At 48.1% G+C, this 19,642-nt stretch carries 19 protein-coding genes; 8 read left to right on the plus strand and 11 right to left on the minus strand.

What is annotated here, in order from left to right:
• Positions 1–17: 17 nt before the first annotated feature.
• Positions 18–617: a rhombosortase gene (gene rrtA, locus B2Q61_RS01405; RefSeq protein ID WP_290616521.1), complete on the minus strand. Its 600-nt coding sequence runs from the start codon at positions 615–617 to the stop codon at positions 18–20.
• Positions 618–782: 165 nt separating this feature from the next.
• Between rrtA and ggt the strand changes: the two genes are divergently transcribed.
• Both ggt and B2Q61_RS01415 read left to right on the plus strand, forming a co-directional pair.
• Positions 783–2,534: a gamma-glutamyltransferase gene (ggt, locus tag B2Q61_RS01410; protein ID WP_290616519.1), complete on the plus strand. Its 1,752-nt coding sequence runs from the start codon at positions 783–785 to the stop codon at positions 2,532–2,534.
• Between the two features lie 43 nt (positions 2,535–2,577).
• On the plus strand, positions 2,578–3,321 hold the full coding sequence (locus tag B2Q61_RS01415; protein WP_290616517.1) for an enoyl-CoA hydratase: 744 nt from the start codon (positions 2,578–2,580) through the stop codon (positions 3,319–3,321).
• Positions 3,322–3,358: 37 nt separating this feature from the next.
• Here the strand turns inward: B2Q61_RS01415 and B2Q61_RS01420 are convergent, their stop codons facing one another.
• Both B2Q61_RS01420 and cysK read right to left on the minus strand, forming a co-directional pair.
• Positions 3,359–3,805 (minus strand): hypothetical protein, encoded by a 447-nt coding sequence (locus B2Q61_RS01420; protein ID WP_290616515.1) that lies wholly within the window; start codon positions 3,803–3,805, stop codon positions 3,359–3,361.
• 106 nt (positions 3,806–3,911) lie between these two features.
• On the minus strand, positions 3,912–4,886 hold the full coding sequence (cysK, locus tag B2Q61_RS01425) for a cysteine synthase A (RefSeq protein WP_290616513.1): 975 nt from the start codon (positions 4,884–4,886) through the stop codon (positions 3,912–3,914).
• A 135-nt stretch (positions 4,887–5,021) separates the two neighbouring features.
• Between cysK and B2Q61_RS01430 the strand changes: the two genes are divergently transcribed.
• From B2Q61_RS01430 to B2Q61_RS01440, 3 genes are all read left to right on the plus strand, one after another.
• Positions 5,022–5,867, plus strand: coding sequence for an AAA family ATPase (locus B2Q61_RS01430; RefSeq protein ID WP_290616511.1), 846 nt, complete (start codon positions 5,022–5,024; stop codon positions 5,865–5,867).
• 174 nt (positions 5,868–6,041) lie between these two features.
• Positions 6,042–7,211, plus strand: a complete 1,170-nt coding sequence (locus B2Q61_RS01435) for a vWA domain-containing protein (RefSeq protein ID WP_290616509.1) — start codon at positions 6,042–6,044, stop codon at positions 7,209–7,211.
• Between the two features lie 46 nt (positions 7,212–7,257).
• Positions 7,258–8,298: a sulfite exporter TauE/SafE family protein gene (locus B2Q61_RS01440; RefSeq protein ID WP_290616507.1), complete on the plus strand. Its 1,041-nt coding sequence runs from the start codon at positions 7,258–7,260 to the stop codon at positions 8,296–8,298.
• A gap of 32 nt (positions 8,299–8,330) precedes the next feature.
• On the opposite strand, the gene B2Q61_RS01445 is transcribed toward B2Q61_RS01440, so the two are convergent.
• The 7 genes from B2Q61_RS01445 to asnB form a co-directional block, all read right to left on the minus strand.
• Positions 8,331–8,624 (minus strand): DUF3297 family protein, encoded by a 294-nt coding sequence (locus B2Q61_RS01445; protein WP_290616505.1) that lies wholly within the window; start codon positions 8,622–8,624, stop codon positions 8,331–8,333.
• Positions 8,625–8,734: 110 nt separating this feature from the next.
• Positions 8,735–9,625, minus strand: a complete 891-nt coding sequence (gene atcC, locus B2Q61_RS01450; protein WP_290616503.1) for a cold adaptation protein AtcC — start codon at positions 9,623–9,625, stop codon at positions 8,735–8,737.
• 44 nt (positions 9,626–9,669) lie between these two features.
• A complete protein-coding gene (gene atcB / locus B2Q61_RS01455; protein ID WP_290616501.1) occupies positions 9,670–10,431 on the minus strand; it encodes a cold adaptation protein AtcB in 762 nt (253 codons plus the stop codon).
• Positions 10,428–11,060, minus strand: a complete 633-nt coding sequence (gene atcA, locus B2Q61_RS01460; RefSeq protein WP_290616499.1) for a cold adaptation protein AtcA — start codon at positions 11,058–11,060, stop codon at positions 10,428–10,430. The genes atcB and atcA overlap by 4 nt, the downstream gene beginning before the upstream one ends.
• A 78-nt stretch (positions 11,061–11,138) precedes the next feature.
• Positions 11,139–11,420: a J domain-containing protein gene (locus B2Q61_RS01465; protein ID WP_290616497.1), complete on the minus strand. Its 282-nt coding sequence runs from the start codon at positions 11,418–11,420 to the stop codon at positions 11,139–11,141.
• Positions 11,421–11,532: 112 nt separating this feature from the next.
• The gene (locus B2Q61_RS01470; protein ID WP_290616495.1) at positions 11,533–12,672 is read right to left on the minus strand and encodes a hypothetical protein; all 1,140 of its coding nucleotides are present in this window, start codon (positions 12,670–12,672) and stop codon (positions 11,533–11,535) included.
• A 187-nt stretch (positions 12,673–12,859) separates the two neighbouring features.
• On the minus strand, positions 12,860–14,524 hold the full coding sequence (asnB, locus tag B2Q61_RS01475; RefSeq protein WP_290616493.1) for an asparagine synthase B: 1,665 nt from the start codon (positions 14,522–14,524) through the stop codon (positions 12,860–12,862).
• Between the two features lie 295 nt (positions 14,525–14,819).
• On the opposite strand from asnB, the gene B2Q61_RS01480 reads away from it, so the two are divergent.
• Positions 14,820–15,641: a DUF3025 domain-containing protein gene (locus B2Q61_RS01480; protein ID WP_290616491.1), complete on the plus strand. Its 822-nt coding sequence runs from the start codon at positions 14,820–14,822 to the stop codon at positions 15,639–15,641.
• On the opposite strand, the gene B2Q61_RS01485 is transcribed toward B2Q61_RS01480, so the two are convergent.
• Positions 15,638–17,137: an OmpA family protein gene (locus B2Q61_RS01485; protein WP_290616488.1), complete on the minus strand. Its 1,500-nt coding sequence runs from the start codon at positions 17,135–17,137 to the stop codon at positions 15,638–15,640. The two genes, B2Q61_RS01480 and B2Q61_RS01485, sit on opposite strands and share 4 nt — an antisense overlap.
• A gap of 437 nt (positions 17,138–17,574) precedes the next feature.
• Between B2Q61_RS01485 and B2Q61_RS01490 the strand changes: the two genes are divergently transcribed.
• Together B2Q61_RS01490 and B2Q61_RS01495 are read left to right on the plus strand one after the other, a co-directional pair.
• Positions 17,575–18,372 (plus strand): ATP-binding cassette domain-containing protein, encoded by a 798-nt coding sequence (locus B2Q61_RS01490; RefSeq protein WP_290616486.1) that lies wholly within the window; start codon positions 17,575–17,577, stop codon positions 18,370–18,372.
• Between the two features lies 1 nt (position 18,373).
• Positions 18,374–19,576, plus strand: a complete 1,203-nt coding sequence (locus B2Q61_RS01495; RefSeq protein WP_290616484.1) for an ABC transporter permease — start codon at positions 18,374–18,376, stop codon at positions 19,574–19,576.
• Positions 19,577–19,642: the final 66 nt, after the last annotated feature.

The raw sequence follows: 19,642 nt of genomic DNA on the forward strand, positions 1-19,642 counted from the left end.
TGGGGTTAACACGTTTATTAGCGGATTGGTTTTTTTTGCAGCCAACGGCGAAAGAGGACAACACTGAAGAGTAACGCACCCGCAATTACTCCATATAAATGGGCATCAATTGCCACTGTGGCACTGATCAACTGACTCAGCTGTAGATCGGGGCCCTGATATTGCTCATAGCCAATTTTGGCCAGGATACCAAGCGTCAGCAACATCCCGCCGGTTTTGCCGGTTTTGATATCCAGCAATGCCCCGAAAAACAGCATGCCATGCAATACGCCGGACAAGCCGACGTAGCGCTGAATATCGGCTTGCAACCAATACATCATGCCACTGATAAACAAAGCGTTAAACAGCAGCTGCCATATTAAAGCAAGTTGGCGCTGATAACCCGCGTGCAGTAGCATAATGACCAGCAAACCGCCGCCATTTAACAACAGATGGTAAAGGTTAGAATGCAGCAAATGGCCGCTGATTAATCGCCAGACTTCTCCGCTGGCTATCTCAACTCTTTGGTAGGCAAAAATGTGTTGTATCGACTCCGGCAATAGAAAAGCCAGAATGACCAGCAGTAGCAGGAGACAACAGGGGCCAAAACCCGGTTTAGCGTAAAATAGTGCCTGCATGGTAGCCTGGGGACGAATGAACGGTAAATTATAGTGCTATCCAAAACTAATTTGGCTGCGATATCAAGTTGTATTTTGCAGAGCCCCCCGATAAGCCGTTGAACACGCTTGATCTGCTGCAGACTTCTGGTTAGGGTAGCATGCTGCCTCTAATGGGAAATAAGTATGAAACAGTTTTATCTGTTGTTGACAAGTTTTAGTCTGCTGCTGGTCAGCGAATGGGCAACAGCAACGGTGCCGGTGCAGCAGGAAACCCGTGAGCCTGAAGCGGCGACGGGTTTAACTGAGCAGCAACTGGTCCATAGCAAGCAAGCTATGGTCGCCGCCGCACATCCATTGGCGGTAGTTGCTGGTCAGCGCATTCTGGCCATGGGTGGCAGTGCGGTCGATGCTGCTATTGCTACCCAGCTAATGCTGGGGCTGGTAGAGCCACAAAGCTCTGGCATTGGCGGCGGGGCGTTTATTTTACACTGGCAAAAATCCGGCCAACGTTTAACCAGCTTTGATGGCCGAGAAACTGCGCCAGCACTGGCTGATGAGACATTGTTTACAGTTAATGGCAAAGCGCTGGACTGGCGGACGGCTTATGTAGGTGGTAAATCGGTGGGTGTGCCAGGGGTATTAAAAGCTCTGGCGCAAGCACATCAACAATACGGACGGCTGCCCTGGCCGGTATTGTTTAGCGATGCAATTGAGGCCGCTGAAACTGGGTTTAATGTCACCCCGCGAATGGCCAAACACCTCAAATTGGGATGGAACGCCGGGGTTAAAACTCTGTCGCCGGCTAAAGATTATTTTTATCCCGATGGTCAACCTCTGACCGCAGGTCAACAGATCACTAACCCCGCCTATGCTAAATTACTCCGAGCGATTGCCGCTGAAGGAGTGAGCGCGTTTTATCAGGGAGCAAATGCCCAGGCGCTGGTTGACACGGTACGCAGCGCAACAACCAATCCCGGACAATTAACGTTGCAGGACTTAGCCGATTATCAGGCCGTGGAACGCGAGGTATTATGCCATCCTTACCGGCAATTTCAGGTGTGCGGTATGGCGCCACCGAGTTCAGGCGGCATTGCCGTGCTGCAAATACTGGGCATGTTATCAAGCTTTGAAATGAATAAAGTGACCCCGGGTTCGGCCCGGGCTGTCCATTTAATGAGTCAGGCCTCACGCCTGGCATTTGCCGATCGGGAGCGCTATCTGGCTGATTCAGATTTTAGTCCGGTACCGGTAGCAGGTTTGCTGGACCCCGCGTATTTAGCCAGTCGGGCCTCCCTGATACAGCCCTACCATAATATGGAAACTGCGACAGCCGGCCAGCCTGAGGGGGCTATGGTGTTATCTGATGCCAAGGCAATAGAGTTTGAAAATACCAGTCACTTGTCTGTGGTAGATCAGTATGGCAATGCGGTCAGCATGACCACCAGTATTGAAAATGTGTTTGGCTCTGGCTTGATGGTAAATGGCTATTTACTTAACAACCAACTCACTGACTTCAGTTTACAGGCAGTGGTAGAGGGCAAACTGGTGGCAAACCGGGTGCAGGGCAATAAACGTCCGCGTAGTTCCATGGCTCCGATGATGGTGTTTGATAACGATAACAATATTAAGTTATTAACGGGATCGCCTGGCGGTAGCAGAATCATTAATTATGTTGCACAAAACCTGGTTGCAGTTCTCGATTGGCAAATGGATCTGAAGCAGGCAGTAAACCTGCCGCGCTTTACCCACCGCAACGATTATCTGGCCCTGGAAGCCGGTACGCCATTGGCAGCATTAGCTCCGGCTTTGCAAGCGATGGGTTACCAGGTTAAGGTGCAGGATCTTAATTCGGGTATTCACGCCATTGAGGTTACGCCCGCCGGGCTGCAAGGGGCCGCCGATCCGAGGCGTGAAGGCACGGCGGCTGGCTTTTAATATCGTATGTTGATTAATATAAAAGCGGAATAAGAGCAAAATTATGAGTGTACAAATAACGCAGAATGATGCCGGTGTGTTAACGCTGAGCCTGCATCGCCCTGATAAAAAGAACGCGCTCAGCCTGGCAATGTATCGTCAGCTGACTGAAGCGCTGCAGCAGGCCAGGAATGATCCTGGCGTTAAAGTAGTAGTACTTCAGGGTTCAGATAGCTGTTTTTCCAGTGGCAATGATTTGCAGGATTTCCTAACGGCAGGTGAGCTGGACGCACATCATCCCACCGTGGCGTTTTTATACCAGCTTAATGCGTTTAATAAGCCGGTAGTGGCTGCCGTAGCCGGTTTGGCTATTGGTATTGGTACCACCGCATTACTGCACTGCGACCTGGTTTATGCGGCCCCGGATTGTCGCTTTCAAATGCCATTCAGTCAGTTAGGATTATGCCCGGAAGCAGCATCAAGTTTGTTGCTACCGCAACTGGTCGGTTATCAGCGAGCAGCGCAGTATTTGTTGTTGGGTGAGGCTTTTACTACTGAGCAGGCTGTTGCCATGGGACTGGTGAATCAACAGGTAGCCAACGCAGAGTTACTGGCCTTTGCCGCAGATAAAGCTCAACAGCTGGCCAGGCTGCCAGCAGAGGCGGTACAACAGAGTAAAGCGCTACTGCGCGGTAAAATAAAACGGAAAGCAGATAAGGTTATCGCAATTGAGCTTGAGGTATTTGGCGAGCTGCTGAAAAGTGATGTATGCCGGCAACAACTGCAACGATTTTTCGAAAAAAAATAACAGGCACAGCGCAAAACACCGCCTCGCCAGGCCTGGTCTAGTAAGTGGCGGTGCTGCTAAAGGGATCGGTTTTTACCTCAGCCACCAGCCATTTGCCCCTTTTCTTTACTAGACGGACCGTTCGGAGGTTGTCAATATTTTTACCGTCTCGCTCGCCACTGAATACCAGAGTAACATCGGCATTGTCATCATATTGCTGGCGCAGGTTCTGGCCACTGCGATTCACTTCAATAGTGACGGTGTCGTAAGACATATTCATTAGTGTTCTGCCAACCTGGCGCGGTGTTACATAAGCATCCAGCAAAGCAGCTAATTCCTCAGTGCTGAGACTTTTGGTTTTTTCCAGATCTTTTTCATTGTACAGCGCATGAAAAAACTCGGTGGCGATATGCTCAGGTGTACCCCAATGGGCGTTGCTTTTTGGTTTTTCGTTGCACGCACACAGCAGTATTATGCAAAATAATAGTGGTAGTATTGTTTTCATCGGCAGCAAACCATAGAGACGTGTATCGACGCAGTGTGGAATTTTTTTTAGCGCCTGTAAAGCAAAAAGGCCGCATTAAGCGGCCTTTGCTGCAGCAGCCTTAAGCTTAAGGCTGTAGTTCCTGTTCGCTGAAGATGTTTGCAAATAGCGGGCTGGATAAATAACGTTCGGCAGCGCTTGCCAGAATCACTACAATGTTTTTACCGGCATTTTCCGGCTTGGCAGCCTGGCGCTGTGCTGCGATCAACGCTGCACCTGACGAAATGCCCGCCAGAATACCTTCCTCTTTCATCAAGCGATGGGTCGCGGCAAAAGCGTCCTCACTGCTTACCGTTTCTACTTCATCAATCAAATCCAAATCCAGATTGCCCGGGATAAAACCGGCGCCGATACCCTGAATTTTATGCGGTCCTGGCTTGATTTCTTCGCCCGCTTTAGCCTGACTGATGACCGGCGACTCGGTTGGCTCTACCGCAACAATGTGCACAGGCAACTTCTTAACTTCTTTTAAATAGCGGCTAACCCCGGTGATGGTACCGCCTGTACCGACGCCGGCGATAAAAATATCCACTTTACCGTCTAAATCGTTATAAATTTCCGGGCCGGTAGTATCAACGTGAATTTGCGGATTGGCCGGATTTTCAAATTGCTGCAGCAATACATAACGGTTCGGATCTGATGCCAGAATTTCATGGGCTTTTTCAATGGCGCCTTTCATACCTTTAGGGCCTTCAGTCAACACCAGATTAGCCCCCAGAGCCTTTAACAGTTTACGTCGCTCCAGGCTCATGGTAGCAGGCATGGTCAGGGTAAGTTTGTAACCACGACTGGCGGCAACAAATGCCAGGGCAATACCGGTATTGCCAGAAGTAGGCTCAATAATTTCTTTGTCTGCAGAGAGTACACCGCGTTTTTCGGCATCCCAGATAAGTGCAGAGCCTAAGCGGCATTTGACACTGAAGCTGGGGTTTCGTGATTCAATTTTTGCGTATACATTAGCACCGCCTGTGATGGTACGGTTTAGTTTGACCAAAGGTGTGCGACCGATAGACAATGAGTGGTCTGCAAATACGTTTGCCATTAAAAGCTCCAATTACAAAGAATTTGGTTATAAGAATACGCCAGCAGCATAAAAGGTGAAGTAGCGTTTGGCTATAACTTATATCATTTCATTTTCTTATATTGTAGCGTGAATTTTAACCCGAAGAGGATCAAAATGGCCTTTGAAAGTACTGACAATTATATTGTATCCACTGAGCTTGCGCTGGCGGTCAATGCTGCGGTAACCCTTGAAAAACCATTATTAATTAAAGGTGAGCCAGGCACGGGCAAAACGCGGCTTGCAGAAGAGCTGGCCCAGAGTCTGAATACCGAACTTATTCAGTGGCATATAAAGTCGACCACCAAGGCTCAGCATGGTTTATATGAATATGATGCGGTTTCGAGACTGCGCGATAGTCAACTGGGCAGCGACAAAGTCCAGGATATCAGCAACTATATTCGGCCGGGTAAGTTATGGCAGGCTTTTACTGCAGTAAAGCGACCGGTATTGCTGATTGATGAAATTGATAAGGCCGATATCGAGTTTCCCAACGATTTGTTGCACGAATTGGACCAGATGGCGTTTTATGTGCATGAAACCGGTGAACAGGTACGCGCCATTGATCGGCCAATCGTCATTATTACCTCCAATAATGAAAAAGAGCTGCCAGATGCCTTTTTACGCCGCTGCTTTTTTCATTATATCCGCTTTCCGGACGCCGGGACATTGCGGGCTATTGTCGCGGTGCATTACCCCAATATTCAGCAGCAGTTATTAGGTGCCGCGCTGGAAATATTCTTTGAACTGCGTGAACTGCCGGGTTTAAAGAAAAAGCCGTCAACCTCAGAACTACTCGACTGGCTTAAATTACTGTTGGCTGAAGATATTCCGGCAGAGGTTTTAACCGATAAGCAGCAACAGGGCGGCCTGATGCCGATGTTTGGCGCCTTGCTGAAAAACGAGCAGGATGTGGCGCTGGTCGAAAAACTGGCGTTTCTGGCGAAGCGGCAAGGTCGTTAAAAAATGCGTTTTTTGCGAGTGACGACTTTGCGCCTTAACTCAGCGAAGGACCAGAACCTTGTTTCGGTCGGCGCAGAGTGTCTGAGTGAGGGCGCAAGCCCGAGCGAGTTGCTGCGACGAGCCGGTGCAAGTGTTGTGGGCCGCAGTGATTCGATTACACCAGGACCATAGGCAATGTTGATTGATTTCTTTTTTACCCTGCGCAAATACGGCTTAAAAACCAGTATTACCGAACTGCTGGATTTATTAAATGCCTTAAAACAACAGGTGATCTTTGCCGATACTGAAGCCTTTTATCAGTTATCCCGGTTATGTCTGGTAAAAGATGAAACCCAGTACGACAAGTTTGACCGGGCTTTTGCTGACTATTTTGCCGGGGTGGCCGAAGTGGATATTGCCGCTAGCATTCCGCCAGAGTGGCTAGTGCCAGAAGTGCTGCGAAAATTAAGTGATGAAGATAAGGCCAAACTGCAGGCATTAGGGGGGCTGGATAAATTGCTGGAAACGCTGCGTGAGCGTTTAAAAGAGCAGCAAAAAAAGCACAGTGGTGGCAATAAGTGGATTGGTACCGGTGGTACCTCGCCGTTTGGTGCTTATGGGTATAATCCGGAAGGGGTTCGAATTGGCCAGCAAGGCAGTGGACAACGCCGGGCCGTGAAAGTATGGGACAAACGTGAGTTTAAAGACTTAGACATTGACAGTGAACTTAATAACCGCAGTATTAAACTGGCACTGAAGCAGCTACGTAAATTTGCCCGCAGCGGAGCTGAAACTGAACTCGATTTACACGGTACTATTCAGGCAACCTCCGAGCAGGCTGGCTGGCTGGATTTGCGTTTTATCCGAGAGCGGCATAATGCCATAAAATTATTGGTCTTTTTTGACGTTGGCGGTTCAATGGACGACCATATTGAGCAATGTCAGAAGCTGTTTTCTGCCGTGAAAACAGAATTTAAACATCTGGAGTTTTTCTACTTTCATAACTGTATTTATGAGGGCGTGTGGCGTAACAATAAAAGACGTTATACCGAACAGATAAACGTAGACGATATTATTCATACCTATGGCAGTGACTATAAACTGATTTTCGTCGGCGATGCCACCATGGGTCCCTATGAAATTGAGTATCCTGGTGGCAGTGTCGAGCACTTTAACCCGCTACCGGGAAAAGTCTGGCTGCAGCGCTTGCTTGGTCAATACCCCAAAGCGGTATGGCTAAACCCGCAACCGCAGCAGTGGTGGACCCAATATTTCTCTATTGAACTGATTAACCAGATAATGAATAAACGCATGTTTCCATTGACGCTGGACGGCCTGAGCAGCGCCATCAAAACGCTTTTATGATGGGTTAGAAAACCACCCAGTGAAGTAATTACACAGGATTTGTAACATGACATTACAGCGTCCCCCGAAACGTCGGTTATGGATTTGGCTGGTATGGCTGGCAGGGTTTTATACGGTCTGGCTATACCTTGTAGCCGGGTTAGGGCATTGGTCTGCTGCTGTCGCACACTGGCCAATGGCTGTCGCAATGGCCTTTGGTAGCTATGCGGCAGGCGCCACTCCCATGGGCGGTGGCACTGTAGGTTTTCCGGTACTGGTTTTGTTGTTTGAATTGCCAGCCAGTCTCGGGCGTGATTTCAGCTTTGCTATTCAGTCTGTAGGTATGACCAGTGCCGCGATATTTATCCTGGCCAGACGCCAGCCGCTGGCCTGGGCTACATTGAACGGTGCGATGCTCGGGGCATTATTTGGTACCCCATTTGGCATTTTTTTTATCGCGCCTTATGTGCCTGAGCTTTGGATTAAACTGATTTTTGCGGTGGTCTGGGCCAGTTTTGGCATACTGCATTTATGTCGCTTAAACGAAATTGCCGGCCACAGCGGTATAACTGATTTTGATGAAAAATGGGACTTTAAGCTCGGACTCTGGACCGGTATCCTTGCTGGCGCCACGGTGGCTGCCGTTACCGGTGTTGGCATTGATATGGTGCTGTATACCGCGCTGGTGCTGTTATGCCGGGCTGATCTGAAAATTGCTATTCCGACGTCGGTAGTGATCATGGCATTTACCTCGGTGCTAGGGGTCTCAGTTAAATTGATCTCGGGGCAGGGGCTGGCTCCGGGTGTGTTTGAAAACTGGCTGGCAGCGGCACCGGTAGTGGCAATAGGGGCACCGCTGGGAGCGTTTATTGTCGCTAAAATTGGCCGAAAACCTACGTTACTAGTAGTGGCAATGCTTTGTATCGGACAGTTTGTCTGGACTTTATATGCTGAGCAGCAGCGTCTGGGTATTGATGGAATGTTACTGGCAGCACTAGCGGTGCTAGCGTGTCTGGCGGGCTTTGAGCTATTGCACCGATGGGGGGCGTTGCTGGTAGGTGAAAAAACGGTCAGGGCACAGGCAAAAGCGCTGTCCGCCGACAGTTAATCGTAAACCAGCCGGCGCCTTTACCCTAAACGTTAACGGTAAAATGCCTCTACTTTGCCTTTTACTTTCATTAGCAACGGCTGGCCGCGACGGTCAAGCGCTTTGCCGGCCGCAACTTTTACCCAACCTTCGCTGATGCAATATTCTTCCACATCAAAGCGCTCTTTGCCGTTTAGGCGGATGCCAACATCGTGTTTAAAAATGTCTGCATTATAGTGCGGGCTGCGTGGGTTTACTGAAAGCTGATCCGGTAAATCCGGCCGGGTTGGCTGATTCTCAGTTCCTGTACTGGCGGTTGCTGCATTGTTGCTTGTTGTATCAGTCATGGCGTTAATCTTCGCAAAATAAAAGTGGGCCATTGTAGGCAAAGCAGGCCAGGTGCTCAAGTGCGGCAAGCACAAATTAAAAGGTAAAATCATTTTCCTTGCCGGATACCCTACAATTCCAGATATTGCGGCCAGCCCAGTAGTGGGTTAGTCAGGCCTTGTTTACCTTCAAAGGCATCAAGTTTTTCGGGTGAGGCGTCTTTTTTGGCCAGGGCCTGATAATCTTTGGCAAAGTTCAGGGTGCGTGTCAGCGCCGGAATAAAATGCTGGCCTAACTCGGCGCGAATGGCATCTGCATTGGCGCCGGGTAACTCAGCCAGGGTTGCTTCGGTTTGCAATGCAAAAAAAGTGTCGTTAAACCAGTGCTTTTGCAAAGTAATATTAAGCAGCCGCTTTTTTAAATCCTGGCGTACTTTGTCGCCACCGGTCAGGGCGCGGTAAAATACCACTTCAGCCAGCACTTCTTCCAAGCTGAAATGTTCAAACTCGTCAAAATGGCTGCGGGCGTAAAACTGCTGTTGTAATAGTTGCATGCTTTGGCTGCGCCGGTGCTCAGTCAGGGCTTGCTGATAATGGTGCCAGCCAGGCCAATCCTCTGCGTCTGGCGGACTGGATACTTGCTGCAGTAGTTGCTCTTCCACGTCACCATACAGTGATTTGCTACTATTGCGGCTGACCGTATTGAGCATGTTCCAGCCTTTCTGAAATGGTTTTACCAGTCCCTCTGGCGCAAGCAATAAGGCAAGCGCACGTTGTTGGTCTTTGGCGGCCAGTTCCAGCAAACCCAGGCTTACCACCCCTATAACATCATGTGCGGCTTGCTCAAGCAGATGCATTTTATATTTATTATAAAATTTATCGGCAAACTTCAGGCTCATTAGCACAGCTTTGCCCTTAATTTGCTGTAACTGCGCAGTGGTTAGCTGTTCACTGGCCAGAGCACTGCTGATAACCTGACTTAAAAACGGCCCTGTACTGCCGTCACGTAACATTAACTGCATGGGTTTTCCTGCTGCCTGGCCCGGATGGGACAGTAATATAACGGTTAGTCTAAAAAGCTGAACATATCGTCCACTTCGGCAAATTCATCTTTCGCCTGATTCTTTTCTTTGGCCTGCATCACCAGCTCGGTGGCAAATTTATTTATAATGCCTTCCCAGCCTGAATTTTCATTGCGAACCAGTGCTTTAATTGCACGCTCAACATCTGGCGCTAATTGGCGGATTAATGCCAGCAGGCTGCGGGGATCATCTATGCCTAAACCATGAGCGTCTTCATTCATCTGCCGCTCGGTATAACGCACTGCTTCTTCTAAGTCTTCTTCTTCATCATGCAGCATATCGTGCAGGCCATCGTCATCGGCAATGGCTTCACCGCGATAGAGCTCAATAAACGGGATAGACAAATAGAACAGCCCGGCCGGATCTTCAGCAATACATTCTAAGATCTCGGTTTGTTTCTCTTCGCTATCCTGGGTGCGGATAAGATAGGTTAAAAAATCAAAGGTATGTTGCTGCAGCTCATCAGCATTATTCTTAATTTTCTCTTCCCAGTACAAAGGCTGTTGACAAACAATATCGCGGATCCGCTCCGGGCTCATCAGCTCGGAGATAATGGATGGAAACGAGATATCATGCTGGCTGTTCATCTGAGTGAGAGTGACGATATCAATATTTTCAATCACTTCAACTAATTGCTCATCGCTCATTGTGTTGGCAATAAGCTCAAACTTCTTGCTGGCCTGTTTTGGTTCGATTACCGCCAGTTCTTTAATTTCGGCAGCCGCAATCTCAATTAAATTTGTCATTCAGGTTTCTCTCTGTTAAAGCGAATGTCGTCGTACTGGTTGTCATAACCCGGCTCGTCGCTGTCAACGCCATCGTCAAAGCCATCATTGAAATCATCATTGCTATAGCCATCACTGTCGTAGCGTTCAGTACTGTACTCATCGCTACTAAAGTCATCCTCCGGCGCGAGGTCAGCTATGTCATCTTGCTCATGATCAGTTGCTGCTGAGCTTTGTTTGCCGCTTTGTCGACCCTGGCTATCACCATGTGCCATTAAAAATAACACGGCGCAGCTTTCAATCAACATGGGCTCTGAGTATGCGCGAATCGCTTTTACCAGCTCTACATCAGCGTTATTAAAGGCAGCTGACGTTTTAAACTCATCCCAGTTTGGGGCGGTGCCAGTACTAAGCCACTGCTGCCAGTTAGCCTGTGCTGTGGCTGGAAATTTTACCCTGCCAAATAGCGCTACCGGCAGATATTCTGGTAATGATTCCAGTAATTTGGGGTCACGTAACAATACCGCTTTCATTTTAGCGGTATAGTGTTCCAGCGCTTTCGGAGTTTCCGGGTCGAGATAAGACTCGATATTTTCTCTGGCATCCGTTTGCAGGGCACGAATGCGTTTTAGATTCAATTTTGCAGCCATAAGGTAGTCACGACCTATCTGAGTAGTAAATTTATTCAAGGTACATTTTATAAATGTATGAGTGATAATAGCAGTTTGTCAGTAATACTGATCCCAAAGTTCCTGCATGGCTGCAGCGGGATCCGTGACAATCACGTTATTAAAGTCTTTAATAAATGCCGATTTTAGTTTTGGATCTGCAAGCACTTCATACGCTTGCTTTACCCGTTGCAACTGCAATGCGGCCTGTTCTTTTTCTTCATCGGTTTTGTCCAGTAATTTATCCGGATGATAACGATTAGACAGGCGTTTATAGGCTTTTTTAATATCGTCATCGCTGGCATTGGTTTTAATGCCAAGCACGCGAAAATGGTTAATCATAGAGTATCCTGCAACACGGTTATTAAAGCAGTATGGCCAGCTGGCGTAATGACCCTGCCAGCGCCAGCGCCAGCGACTGGCCGATAATCATAGCAGAAGGCAGCTGGGCTACCTAGTGCTGCGTGCTGCCATTTTGCTCTGGCTGGATAAACCAGCGTGGATCAATGCTCAGTTGAAACAGCAAGGGTGAAAAGCGTTTAAAGTTAGCGGCATTAGCCTGACACTGAATGTTTTTCGGATACCGGCTTTTCCACGGATCGTTAACCAGATACACCTGATTGTCCGCCACTGCAACGCCCTCTATCGAGCTGTTGTCCATTTTTTCATAAGCGGGACAATTGTGGCTGTTGGTTGGGGTATAAAAATCCAACGTCTGGACAAACGGGACTTGCTGCTGGCTGATATCGATGATCCAGAGCTGATTGTCATTGCGCGCTGCGCCAATCAGATAACCCGGATGGCTACTGGCGGGATGAGGCATATAGTCCAGCCCATTTAGCGGATGATTATTGGCATCGGGTACCGGTAGGGTAAAACCACTGTCTGCTACTGCAATAAAGTCTGCAGATGACCAGAAGTCAGCGGTGTAGGGGGTGACAAAAATCATTGGTGCATTGGCCTGGTTTTTCTCCAGCGCCAGATACAAATTACCGGCGTTATCAAAAGCCAGCCCTTCAATACCGTCATTACTGAAATTGCCTACCCTGGCCGCTGCGGGAAACTGTACCGGCCTGACCGCAACAATTTCGGCTTTGCTCAGTGCTTTATCGGTTTGGATTTTTACCAACAGGGTAGGATATGGTGTCGAGTGGGTATTGCTATAACGCTTAGCGCACTGTGGGCTCAGGCTAAAATCAGACGAGTCTTCGGTTACGCTGACAAGCGTCGTATCATCCTCACGGTCCCAGGTCAGAGATTCCCAGTCAGGATAGTTTGTTAGCAGTTCAGCAAAACAGCTATTTTGCAGGTCGCTGGCGACGGTAATATTAACCGGTGGTGCAATCAGCTGACCGGTCTGCGGGTTTATTCTGAGCAATATATTGCGCATAGGCACAGCCGAGCTGTTATCGCCAATATGCACAAGCTCGCCGTGGCGCAGGGTTAAACCGGAGCTTTGCGGATCAGCCAGTGTCTGGCCCGTCTCATCGGTAAGCCACTTACCGGCAAGATGCAATTCCGCCGCAGCAGCTTGAATAAAGCCAGTCGCTGCTAATAACAGGCCGCCGGCTAAAACAGTGGATAATAAATGCATGGTGTCTGTCCCTGGCAATGCCTTGTGGTTGCACAGTTTTTAGTGCAATGGCGATAACGTTATCGCCTGGTCATCGTTAACCGTTATTGTGCCAGTTAATTGCAGCAGCGCCTATATTAGCCTGCGCAATTAGCTGTACAAATAAAAAAGGCCACCCTGAGGTGGCCTTAACACGCCTTAAGCTAAGTTAGTAGCCCTGCGAGTGAACGTCTCGCACGGCGCGGCCGGACGGATCGGTCATTTCTGCCATTTTGGCATCCCAGGCTAGCGCTTCCGGGGTGGAACAAGCGACTGATTTACCGCCAGGTACACAGCTAATGGCGCCTGCATGGGGAAAATGTTCCTCAAAAATCACCCGATAGTAATAGGCTTCTTTGCTATCCGGGGTATTTACCGGAAAACGGAAGCTGGCGGTGGCCATTTGCTGGTCGCTGACTTCTTTCGCTGCATGGGCTTTCAGGCTATCTATCCAGTTATAGCCCACGCCATCGGAGAACTGCTCTTTCTGGCGCCACAGAATCTCGTTGGGCAATAAACCATCAAACGCCTGGCGCAGAATATGCTTCTCCATTTTGCCGCCGCCACACATTTTTGCCTGTGGGTTTAAGCGCATAGCAACGTCCATAAACTCTTTATCAAGGAACGGTACCCGGGCTTCAATACCCCAGGCCGACATGGCTTTGTTTGCCCGGTTACAATCAAACATATGCAAGCGGTCGAGCTTACGTAACGTTTCTTCATGAAACGCTTTGGCGTTGGGCGCCTTATGAAAATACAGGTAGCCGCCGAAAATCTCATCTGAGCCTTCACCCGACAGTACCATTTTAATGCCCATGGCCTTAATTTTACGGGCCATCAGGTACATTGGGGTAGAGGCACGAATCGTCGTGACATCATAGGTTTCCAGAAAGTAAATTACATCACGCAGTGAATCCAGTGCTTCCTGCACGGTAAAGTGCACCGTATGATGCACAGTACCAATAGCATCGGCGACTTTCTGGGCTGCTACTAAATCGGGCGAGCCAGGCAAGCCAACTGCAAAGGAGTGCAAGCGCGGCCACCAGGCTTCACTCTGGTCGTTATCTTCAACCCGGCGTTTAGCATACTGCTGGGCGATAGCCGAAATAAGTGATGAATCGAGGCCGCCAGATAACAGCACGCCGTAGGGAACATCTGACATCAGGTGGGTTTTAACGCTGTGCTCCAGCGCCGCTTTTAATTCAGTTTCGCTGGCCGGGTTATCTTTAACGGCATCAAAACTTTGCCAGTCGCGGCTGTAATAGCTACGCAGCTCACCAATTTTACTATCAAAGTAGTGGCCGGGCGGAAACTCTTTAATTTGCTTACATACCGGTACCAGCGCTTTGAGTTCTGAGGCCACAAATAACTGGCCGTTTTCATCATAGCCATAGTACAGCGGGATAATGCCGATGTGATCGCGAGCTATCAGATAGCGGCTTTGTTCGGCGTCATACAGAATAAAGGCGAACATACCGTGCAACTTGTCCAGAAAATCGGCGCCATGTTCTAAATACAATGGCAAGATAACTTCACAATCAGATTTGGTTTTAAACGGGTAAGGGCTAGCAAGCTCCTTTTCGAGTTGCTTATGATTGTAGATCTCGCCATTCACTGCCAGAATGTGATTTCGATTATCATTTATCAGAGGTTGGGCACCATTTTCAGTATCTACAATTGCCAGGCGCTCGTGCACCAGAATGGCATTATCGTCATTCCAAATGCCTGACCAGTCCGGGCCACGATGACGTAATAACTTAGATAACTGCAGCGCCTGCTGGCGCAACGCTTTAACATCAGTACTGATGTCAAGCACCCCAAATATCGAACACATGATAACCTCTATTAATTAATTTCGAAAAAACATTTTTATACCCAAAGGATTTCGGCTTGCACGTAGGCGGCAAGGCAATTTTCCCCTTGAGCTTAGTTTTACTAAGTGATAGGGGTAAACTGGCGCAGCCAACACCCGTGCAAATTGAAAGACGAAGGGTATTTTTGGCAGTATGTACGTCTAAACGTACCCCTTGAATGTGCCATGCCAGTATAAAATTGCAAGCGCTTTTTCGCGCTTTATCTAAGTAATTCGCGCTGAGAACGTTCAGTCGCAGCAACAGAAAACAGCGTTTATGCAAAAAACCGTTATAAAAAATCGCTTTATGCCGCCGGCTGCCTGGAGTTCGCAGCTATTGAGAGCAAGCCCTTTATTTAGCGATTTGTGCCAATCCTTTGCTATATCGCAGTTAACAGACTGGCCGGATATCGGCTGGCTTAATCACTGTGCAATGCAAGCCCCGGTGCAATTTGTTGATAACGACGAGCTCGCTGCTGATGGTCGTTACTATGAAGAGTATATTTATGCCACGAAAAGTGTGCCAACACGCAAAGATAACTGGCACGACTTTTTTGGTGCACTGATCTGGTGTTTATTTCCCCAAACCAAAGCGTTGTTAAACCGGCTGCATATCAGCGAAATTAACCAGCATGGCCAGAAACAGCGTACTAAGCTGCGCAACAAGCTGACACTGTTTGATGAGTGCGGGGTGCTAATATGCCTGGAACCAGCGGCAGCAGTGCATGCAACACTGCTGCGCAACCATCAGTGGCAGCAAAGCTTTGTCGACAGGCGTGCTGATTGGTGGCAAAGCATCAGGCCGGTTATTTTTGGCCATGCCATCTATGAAATGGCCACTGCTCCGTTTCTTGGGTTAACAGCTAAGACGCTGTTTATAGAGGTGCCAGCAGGTTTTAGCCAATGGTCGTTGGCCAGTACTTATGCCTATCTGGACAAAGAGCTGCTAACCCAAATAACAAAAGGTGTTTTACAAAATCCGGCCCAATTAACGCCTTTGCCTTTATTAGGCGTGCCGCTTTGGTATGCGGCCAATCAAGAGCCGCAGTTTTATACTAACGAGGATTATTTTCGTCCAACAAGGCAGCCTGCAGGTTAGCGCAAAACCAGCTCTACCCGCCGGTTGGCGGCTTTACCATCATTGCTACCATTGTGTCGTTGAGGCGACATAGCGCCAACTCCTTCACCCAATAGCCTGTCGGCTTTAATACCTTGCTTAATCAGCGCCTGCAAAATACTGTCGGCGCGGGCTTTTGATAACTGCATATTGTGGCTGTGGCTGCCGCTGTTATCGGTATGGCCTACTACGTAAAAGGTTTGTGCAGGGTGTTGGGTAAGGTACGCCGTTATAACGTCTATTGAACCAGCAGATTCAGGTAACAGGGTGGCACTGTCGCTGGCAAAATGTAAACCATGTAGCACTACCTTGCCGCTGCGGCTAAGCTCATTTTGCAGATAATCGGCATCAATACTCACCCGGTTGGACTGCATGCTGCTTAGCTCAACAATATCATGCGCAATATCTACATAGGCATATTCACTGTGTTTCTTTACATAAATGGACAGATAAATATCCTGCTCATTCACTTTTTTATAAGCGGTAAGCATACGATAATCGTTACGGGCATAAGTGCTGTTGCTTAAATAGCCTTTAAAGCGACTTCTATCGGGGTTGCCCTTCCATAATTGCTTACGCTGCTCGTTACCACAGCTTTGCTGCTCACAACTAAACAGTATGCTAAAGCCCGCTTGTTGCAGCGCTTGCTGATAATTTCGAAACACCTGCAAGGTCGACTGATCTTTACTGGCTTCGTAATGCAACAGGGTAGATTTACCTGCCAGCTTTAAATGCGGCACGTTTTTATCGTCATCGGCAATGCCGGTTGGCAGCAGCACTTCGGTGTACTCTGACTCAAAACGTTCAGTTAATCTGGCACCCTGATAGCGGGATATAAGCGGATGATCGCCACCTGAGGCTTTATCGGGCCCTAAGTCGGCAGAAGCCGGACTGTTACCTGGCGCAGTGGTTATAGCATCTGCGGTAATATTAACCAGCCCCAATGGCAATTGCTGCGGCTCGGTTATAATCTGGCCCACCGCAGTGGTATCCCCGGTATCTTCCTGAATTAGCCATTGGATATAAGTAGGGTGTTGCTTTGGCCCCACCTTTGCCAGGATATAGTAATGCTCACTGCGGTAGCGGGAGAAATTGTCCAGTTCAGAGAACACATCATCAGGCCAGTGTGCCCCCCCAATTAACTTTTTCGAGAACCCCTGGCCGCAATCTGAGCGACACAGCAGTAACAGTTCGCCATTCAGGCGTTTAACTACGTCAAGGTAGTTCTCCGCAATTTGTAGTGCGGAGTCCTGGCCCTCAACCCGATAAATATGCCCGGTTTGTTTACCTACCACGCTAAACGCATCAAACTGCTCACCCTTAACAAGCTTTGCTCGTGGGATCAGCACTTCAGCATAATTGCTAATAGCCTGACGCTTTATGGTGGCATTGGGGTAGGCGGCTACCAGCGGGTGGTCGGTTTCAGCGAAAACCACAAAGCTGCTCAGATAGAACAAAATCGTTATTACGTAGCGCATGTCATTCCTTTTGCAACGCAACGCTCAACATACTCAAGCTATACGTTGATGCTGTTACATTGATGCTATATAAGATGGGATTGTGATATTGGTGTTTAAAGTAATGAAAGTGATGATAACGTAATTGATATTTCAGGTAAATAAATGAGTTGCTTAATATGACTGGTTGTTTAGTAGCATTGTTTGTCATACCGTATAACACCTATGAATTTATTACAGATGCTTACAGTTTTTTTAACCAAAAAGCGCAGTGACAAATTGCTAACAGTGGGTGACTTCTTGATAATCAACACCTGACTCCAAAGCCAACTTTCACGGTAGCCGATTGGTGGGCTGCAAATGTGTATGACGGTGTCTACCTGAATATAGGGTAGTTCCGGATGCTAAGTATAAGAAAATTAACAGCAAAAAAACCAAGCAACGATTAGGAAGCTTACATGATAGAAATAAAAGGGTTAGCTAAGGCGTTTGCGATTAGCAAAGGCAATAAATTATCGGATACCGAAAAGCAGGATGTGCGATACAGCGAAAAAGCCTTCCATTCGGTACGGGATGTCAGTTTTACTTGCGGCAATGGCGAAGTATTAGGGTTGCTGGGCCCTAATGGCGCCGGCAAAACCACTACCTTACGGATGTTATCTACTGCACTGAAACAAGACAGTGGCTCGGTATTTATTAACGACATTGACGTACTGCAAAAGCCGATTCAGGCCCGCAAGGAAATTGGTTTTTTATCTGCTGATACCGGCCTGTATGGCAAACTAACTGCCTTTGAAAATGTCGCTTATTTTGCCCGGTTACATGGGATGAAAGATTCGGCTATAAAAACCCGGATTGATGAGCTATTCAGTATGCTCGATATGCATACCTTTGCTAATAGGCGGGTTGATACCATGTCAACCGGTATGAAACAGAAAACCGCGATTGCCCGCGCGGTGGTGCACTCACCGAAAGTGGTTATTCTGGATGAGCCGACCACGGGTTTAGATATTATGACAGTACAGACGGTGCTGGATTTTATAAAATCATTAAAAGCACAGGGCACGCCGGTGATTTTCTCTACCCACCATCTGGATGAAGTCGGGGCCTTGTGTGACAGAGTAGTGGTGATAGACAAAGGCGTCAGCAGCTTTTCCGGCAGCCTCGCCGAATTTAAACAACTGACACCGGATGGTGATTTACGTCAGGCGTTTTTAGCCATTATTGCTAATCAAGCACAGCAGGGAGCAGCCTAATATGTGGCAGGTTTACTTTAAAGAATTAACCGAATTACTGCGCGATAAAAAAACCCTTATTTTTGTTATTTTACTGCCTATTCTTATTTTTCCAGTGCTGTTTGGTATTGTTGGTTTGGTGATGGCAACCACCACCAGTAAAGCAATGGAAGAGCAGCATCGCTATGTGATTATTAATGAGCAACAGGCACCGCAGTTTGCAGAGGCTTTGTTCTACCATAAGAACTTTAAAAAAGTGGAGACAACATTAAACAGTGAACAAGAGCTGGTAGCGGCTATCCGCAATGATGAGTTTGACGTGGCGCTGGTTATTCCGGCCGACTTTGCCAGCCGCAAAGCCGCGGTGCAGCAAACCGAATGGCAATTGATTTATAACCGCTCGTCGCAACTGGACTTTATGTACAACTATTTTGACGAGATGCTGAAAACGTATACCGAGGAGTTGCAGCGGGGCACCCTGAGCCAGTTGGGTGTTGATCCGGCTAACCTGACGGCGATTTTGAAGCCGGTTGAACTCACCCGGGTTAATACCGCAGAGCAGCGGGAAAATATTGGTGAGAGTATGGGCGCCATTTTAGCCTATGCCCTGGTATTATTGTGTTTAAGTGGGGCTATGTATCCGGCAGTGGATATGGGCGCTGGCGAAAAAGAACGTGGCACCTTAGAAACCCTGTTAATTTGTCCGGTCAGCCGCACTGCTATTGTGTTGGGTAAGTTTTTAACCGTGTTGACAACTGCCCTGATGACGGCACTGATAACTGTGGTCAGTTTGGGGGTATGGGGCGGTATCATCAGTGCCTTTGCTGATTTGTCGAAAGTATCTGAAGCGCTGGCCAGTATTACTATAGTTGATCTGATGCTGATGTTCTCTTTATTGTTGCCTACAGCTGCTATTTTTGCTGCATTGTTGCTGGCTATCTCTATCTACGCCCGTACTTTTAAAGAAGCGCAGAATTATATGAGCCCGCTGACAATATTAGTGATTGTGCCGTTAATGATAGCAATGGCACCGGGTATGGAGCTGGACGTTACTACTGCTCTGATACCACTTACCAATATCGCGCTGGCGATAAAAGAGTTGCTTAAAGGTACCGCAGATTATGGTTTGCTGGCACTGATCTTTGCCTCAACCACCGCATTGGCAGGAGCACTGATTGCTTTTTGTGTGCACTGGTTCCAGCAGGAAAAAGTGCTGTTTCGCTAGTCAAAGTTGATAGAATGGTATTGATAACAATTCGCAGTTAGATTAATATGGCGCTGTCTTGATAGA

This window comes from Arsukibacterium sp. UBA5043 (genome assembly GCA_002415085.1).
Taxonomy (GTDB): domain Bacteria; phylum Pseudomonadota; class Gammaproteobacteria; order Enterobacterales; family Alteromonadaceae; genus Alishewanella.

What these genes read in the sequence shown, in the direction of transcription:
- cysK (WP_290616513.1), bottom strand. Translation starts at nt 4,886, where the DNA reads ATGGCAAACGTATTTGCAGACCACTCATTGTCTATCGGTCGCACACCT.
- B2Q61_RS01465 (WP_290616497.1), bottom strand. Translation starts at nt 11,420, where the DNA reads ATGATTAACCATTTTCGCGTGCTTGGCATTAAAACCAATGCCAGCGAT.
- B2Q61_RS01445 (WP_290616505.1), bottom strand. Translation starts at nt 8,624, where the DNA reads ATGACTGATACAACAAGCAACAATGCAGCAACCGCCAGTACAGGAACT.
- asnB (WP_290616493.1), bottom strand. Translation starts at nt 14,524, where the DNA reads ATGTGTTCGATATTTGGGGTGCTTGACATCAGTACTGATGTTAAAGCG.
- B2Q61_RS01435 (WP_290616509.1), top strand. Translation starts at nt 6,042, where the DNA reads ATGTTGATTGATTTCTTTTTTACCCTGCGCAAATACGGCTTAAAAACC.
- B2Q61_RS01415 (WP_290616517.1), top strand. Translation starts at nt 2,578, where the DNA reads ATGAGTGTACAAATAACGCAGAATGATGCCGGTGTGTTAACGCTGAGC.
- B2Q61_RS01480 (WP_290616491.1), top strand. Translation starts at nt 14,820, where the DNA reads ATGCAAAAAACCGTTATAAAAAATCGCTTTATGCCGCCGGCTGCCTGG.
- atcC (WP_290616503.1), bottom strand. Translation starts at nt 9,625, where the DNA reads ATGCAGTTAATGTTACGTGACGGCAGTACAGGGCCGTTTTTAAGTCAG.
- B2Q61_RS01430 (WP_290616511.1), top strand. Translation starts at nt 5,022, where the DNA reads ATGGCCTTTGAAAGTACTGACAATTATATTGTATCCACTGAGCTTGCG.
- atcB (WP_290616501.1), bottom strand. Translation starts at nt 10,431, where the DNA reads ATGACAAATTTAATTGAGATTGCGGCTGCCGAAATTAAAGAACTGGCG.
- B2Q61_RS01485 (WP_290616488.1), bottom strand. Translation starts at nt 17,137, where the DNA reads ATGCGCTACGTAATAACGATTTTGTTCTATCTGAGCAGCTTTGTGGTT.
- rrtA (WP_290616521.1), bottom strand. Translation starts at nt 617, where the DNA reads ATGCAGGCACTATTTTACGCTAAACCGGGTTTTGGCCCCTGTTGTCTC.
- atcA (WP_290616499.1), bottom strand. Translation starts at nt 11,060, where the DNA reads ATGGCTGCAAAATTGAATCTAAAACGCATTCGTGCCCTGCAAACGGAT.
- B2Q61_RS01495 (WP_290616484.1), top strand. Translation starts at nt 18,374, where the DNA reads ATGTGGCAGGTTTACTTTAAAGAATTAACCGAATTACTGCGCGATAAA.
- B2Q61_RS01490 (WP_290616486.1), top strand. Translation starts at nt 17,575, where the DNA reads ATGATAGAAATAAAAGGGTTAGCTAAGGCGTTTGCGATTAGCAAAGGC.
- B2Q61_RS01440 (WP_290616507.1), top strand. Translation starts at nt 7,258, where the DNA reads ATGACATTACAGCGTCCCCCGAAACGTCGGTTATGGATTTGGCTGGTA.
- B2Q61_RS01470 (WP_290616495.1), bottom strand. Translation starts at nt 12,672, where the DNA reads ATGCATTTATTATCCACTGTTTTAGCCGGCGGCCTGTTATTAGCAGCG.
- B2Q61_RS01420 (WP_290616515.1), bottom strand. Translation starts at nt 3,805, where the DNA reads ATGAAAACAATACTACCACTATTATTTTGCATAATACTGCTGTGTGCG.
- ggt (WP_290616519.1), top strand. Translation starts at nt 783, where the DNA reads ATGAAACAGTTTTATCTGTTGTTGACAAGTTTTAGTCTGCTGCTGGTC.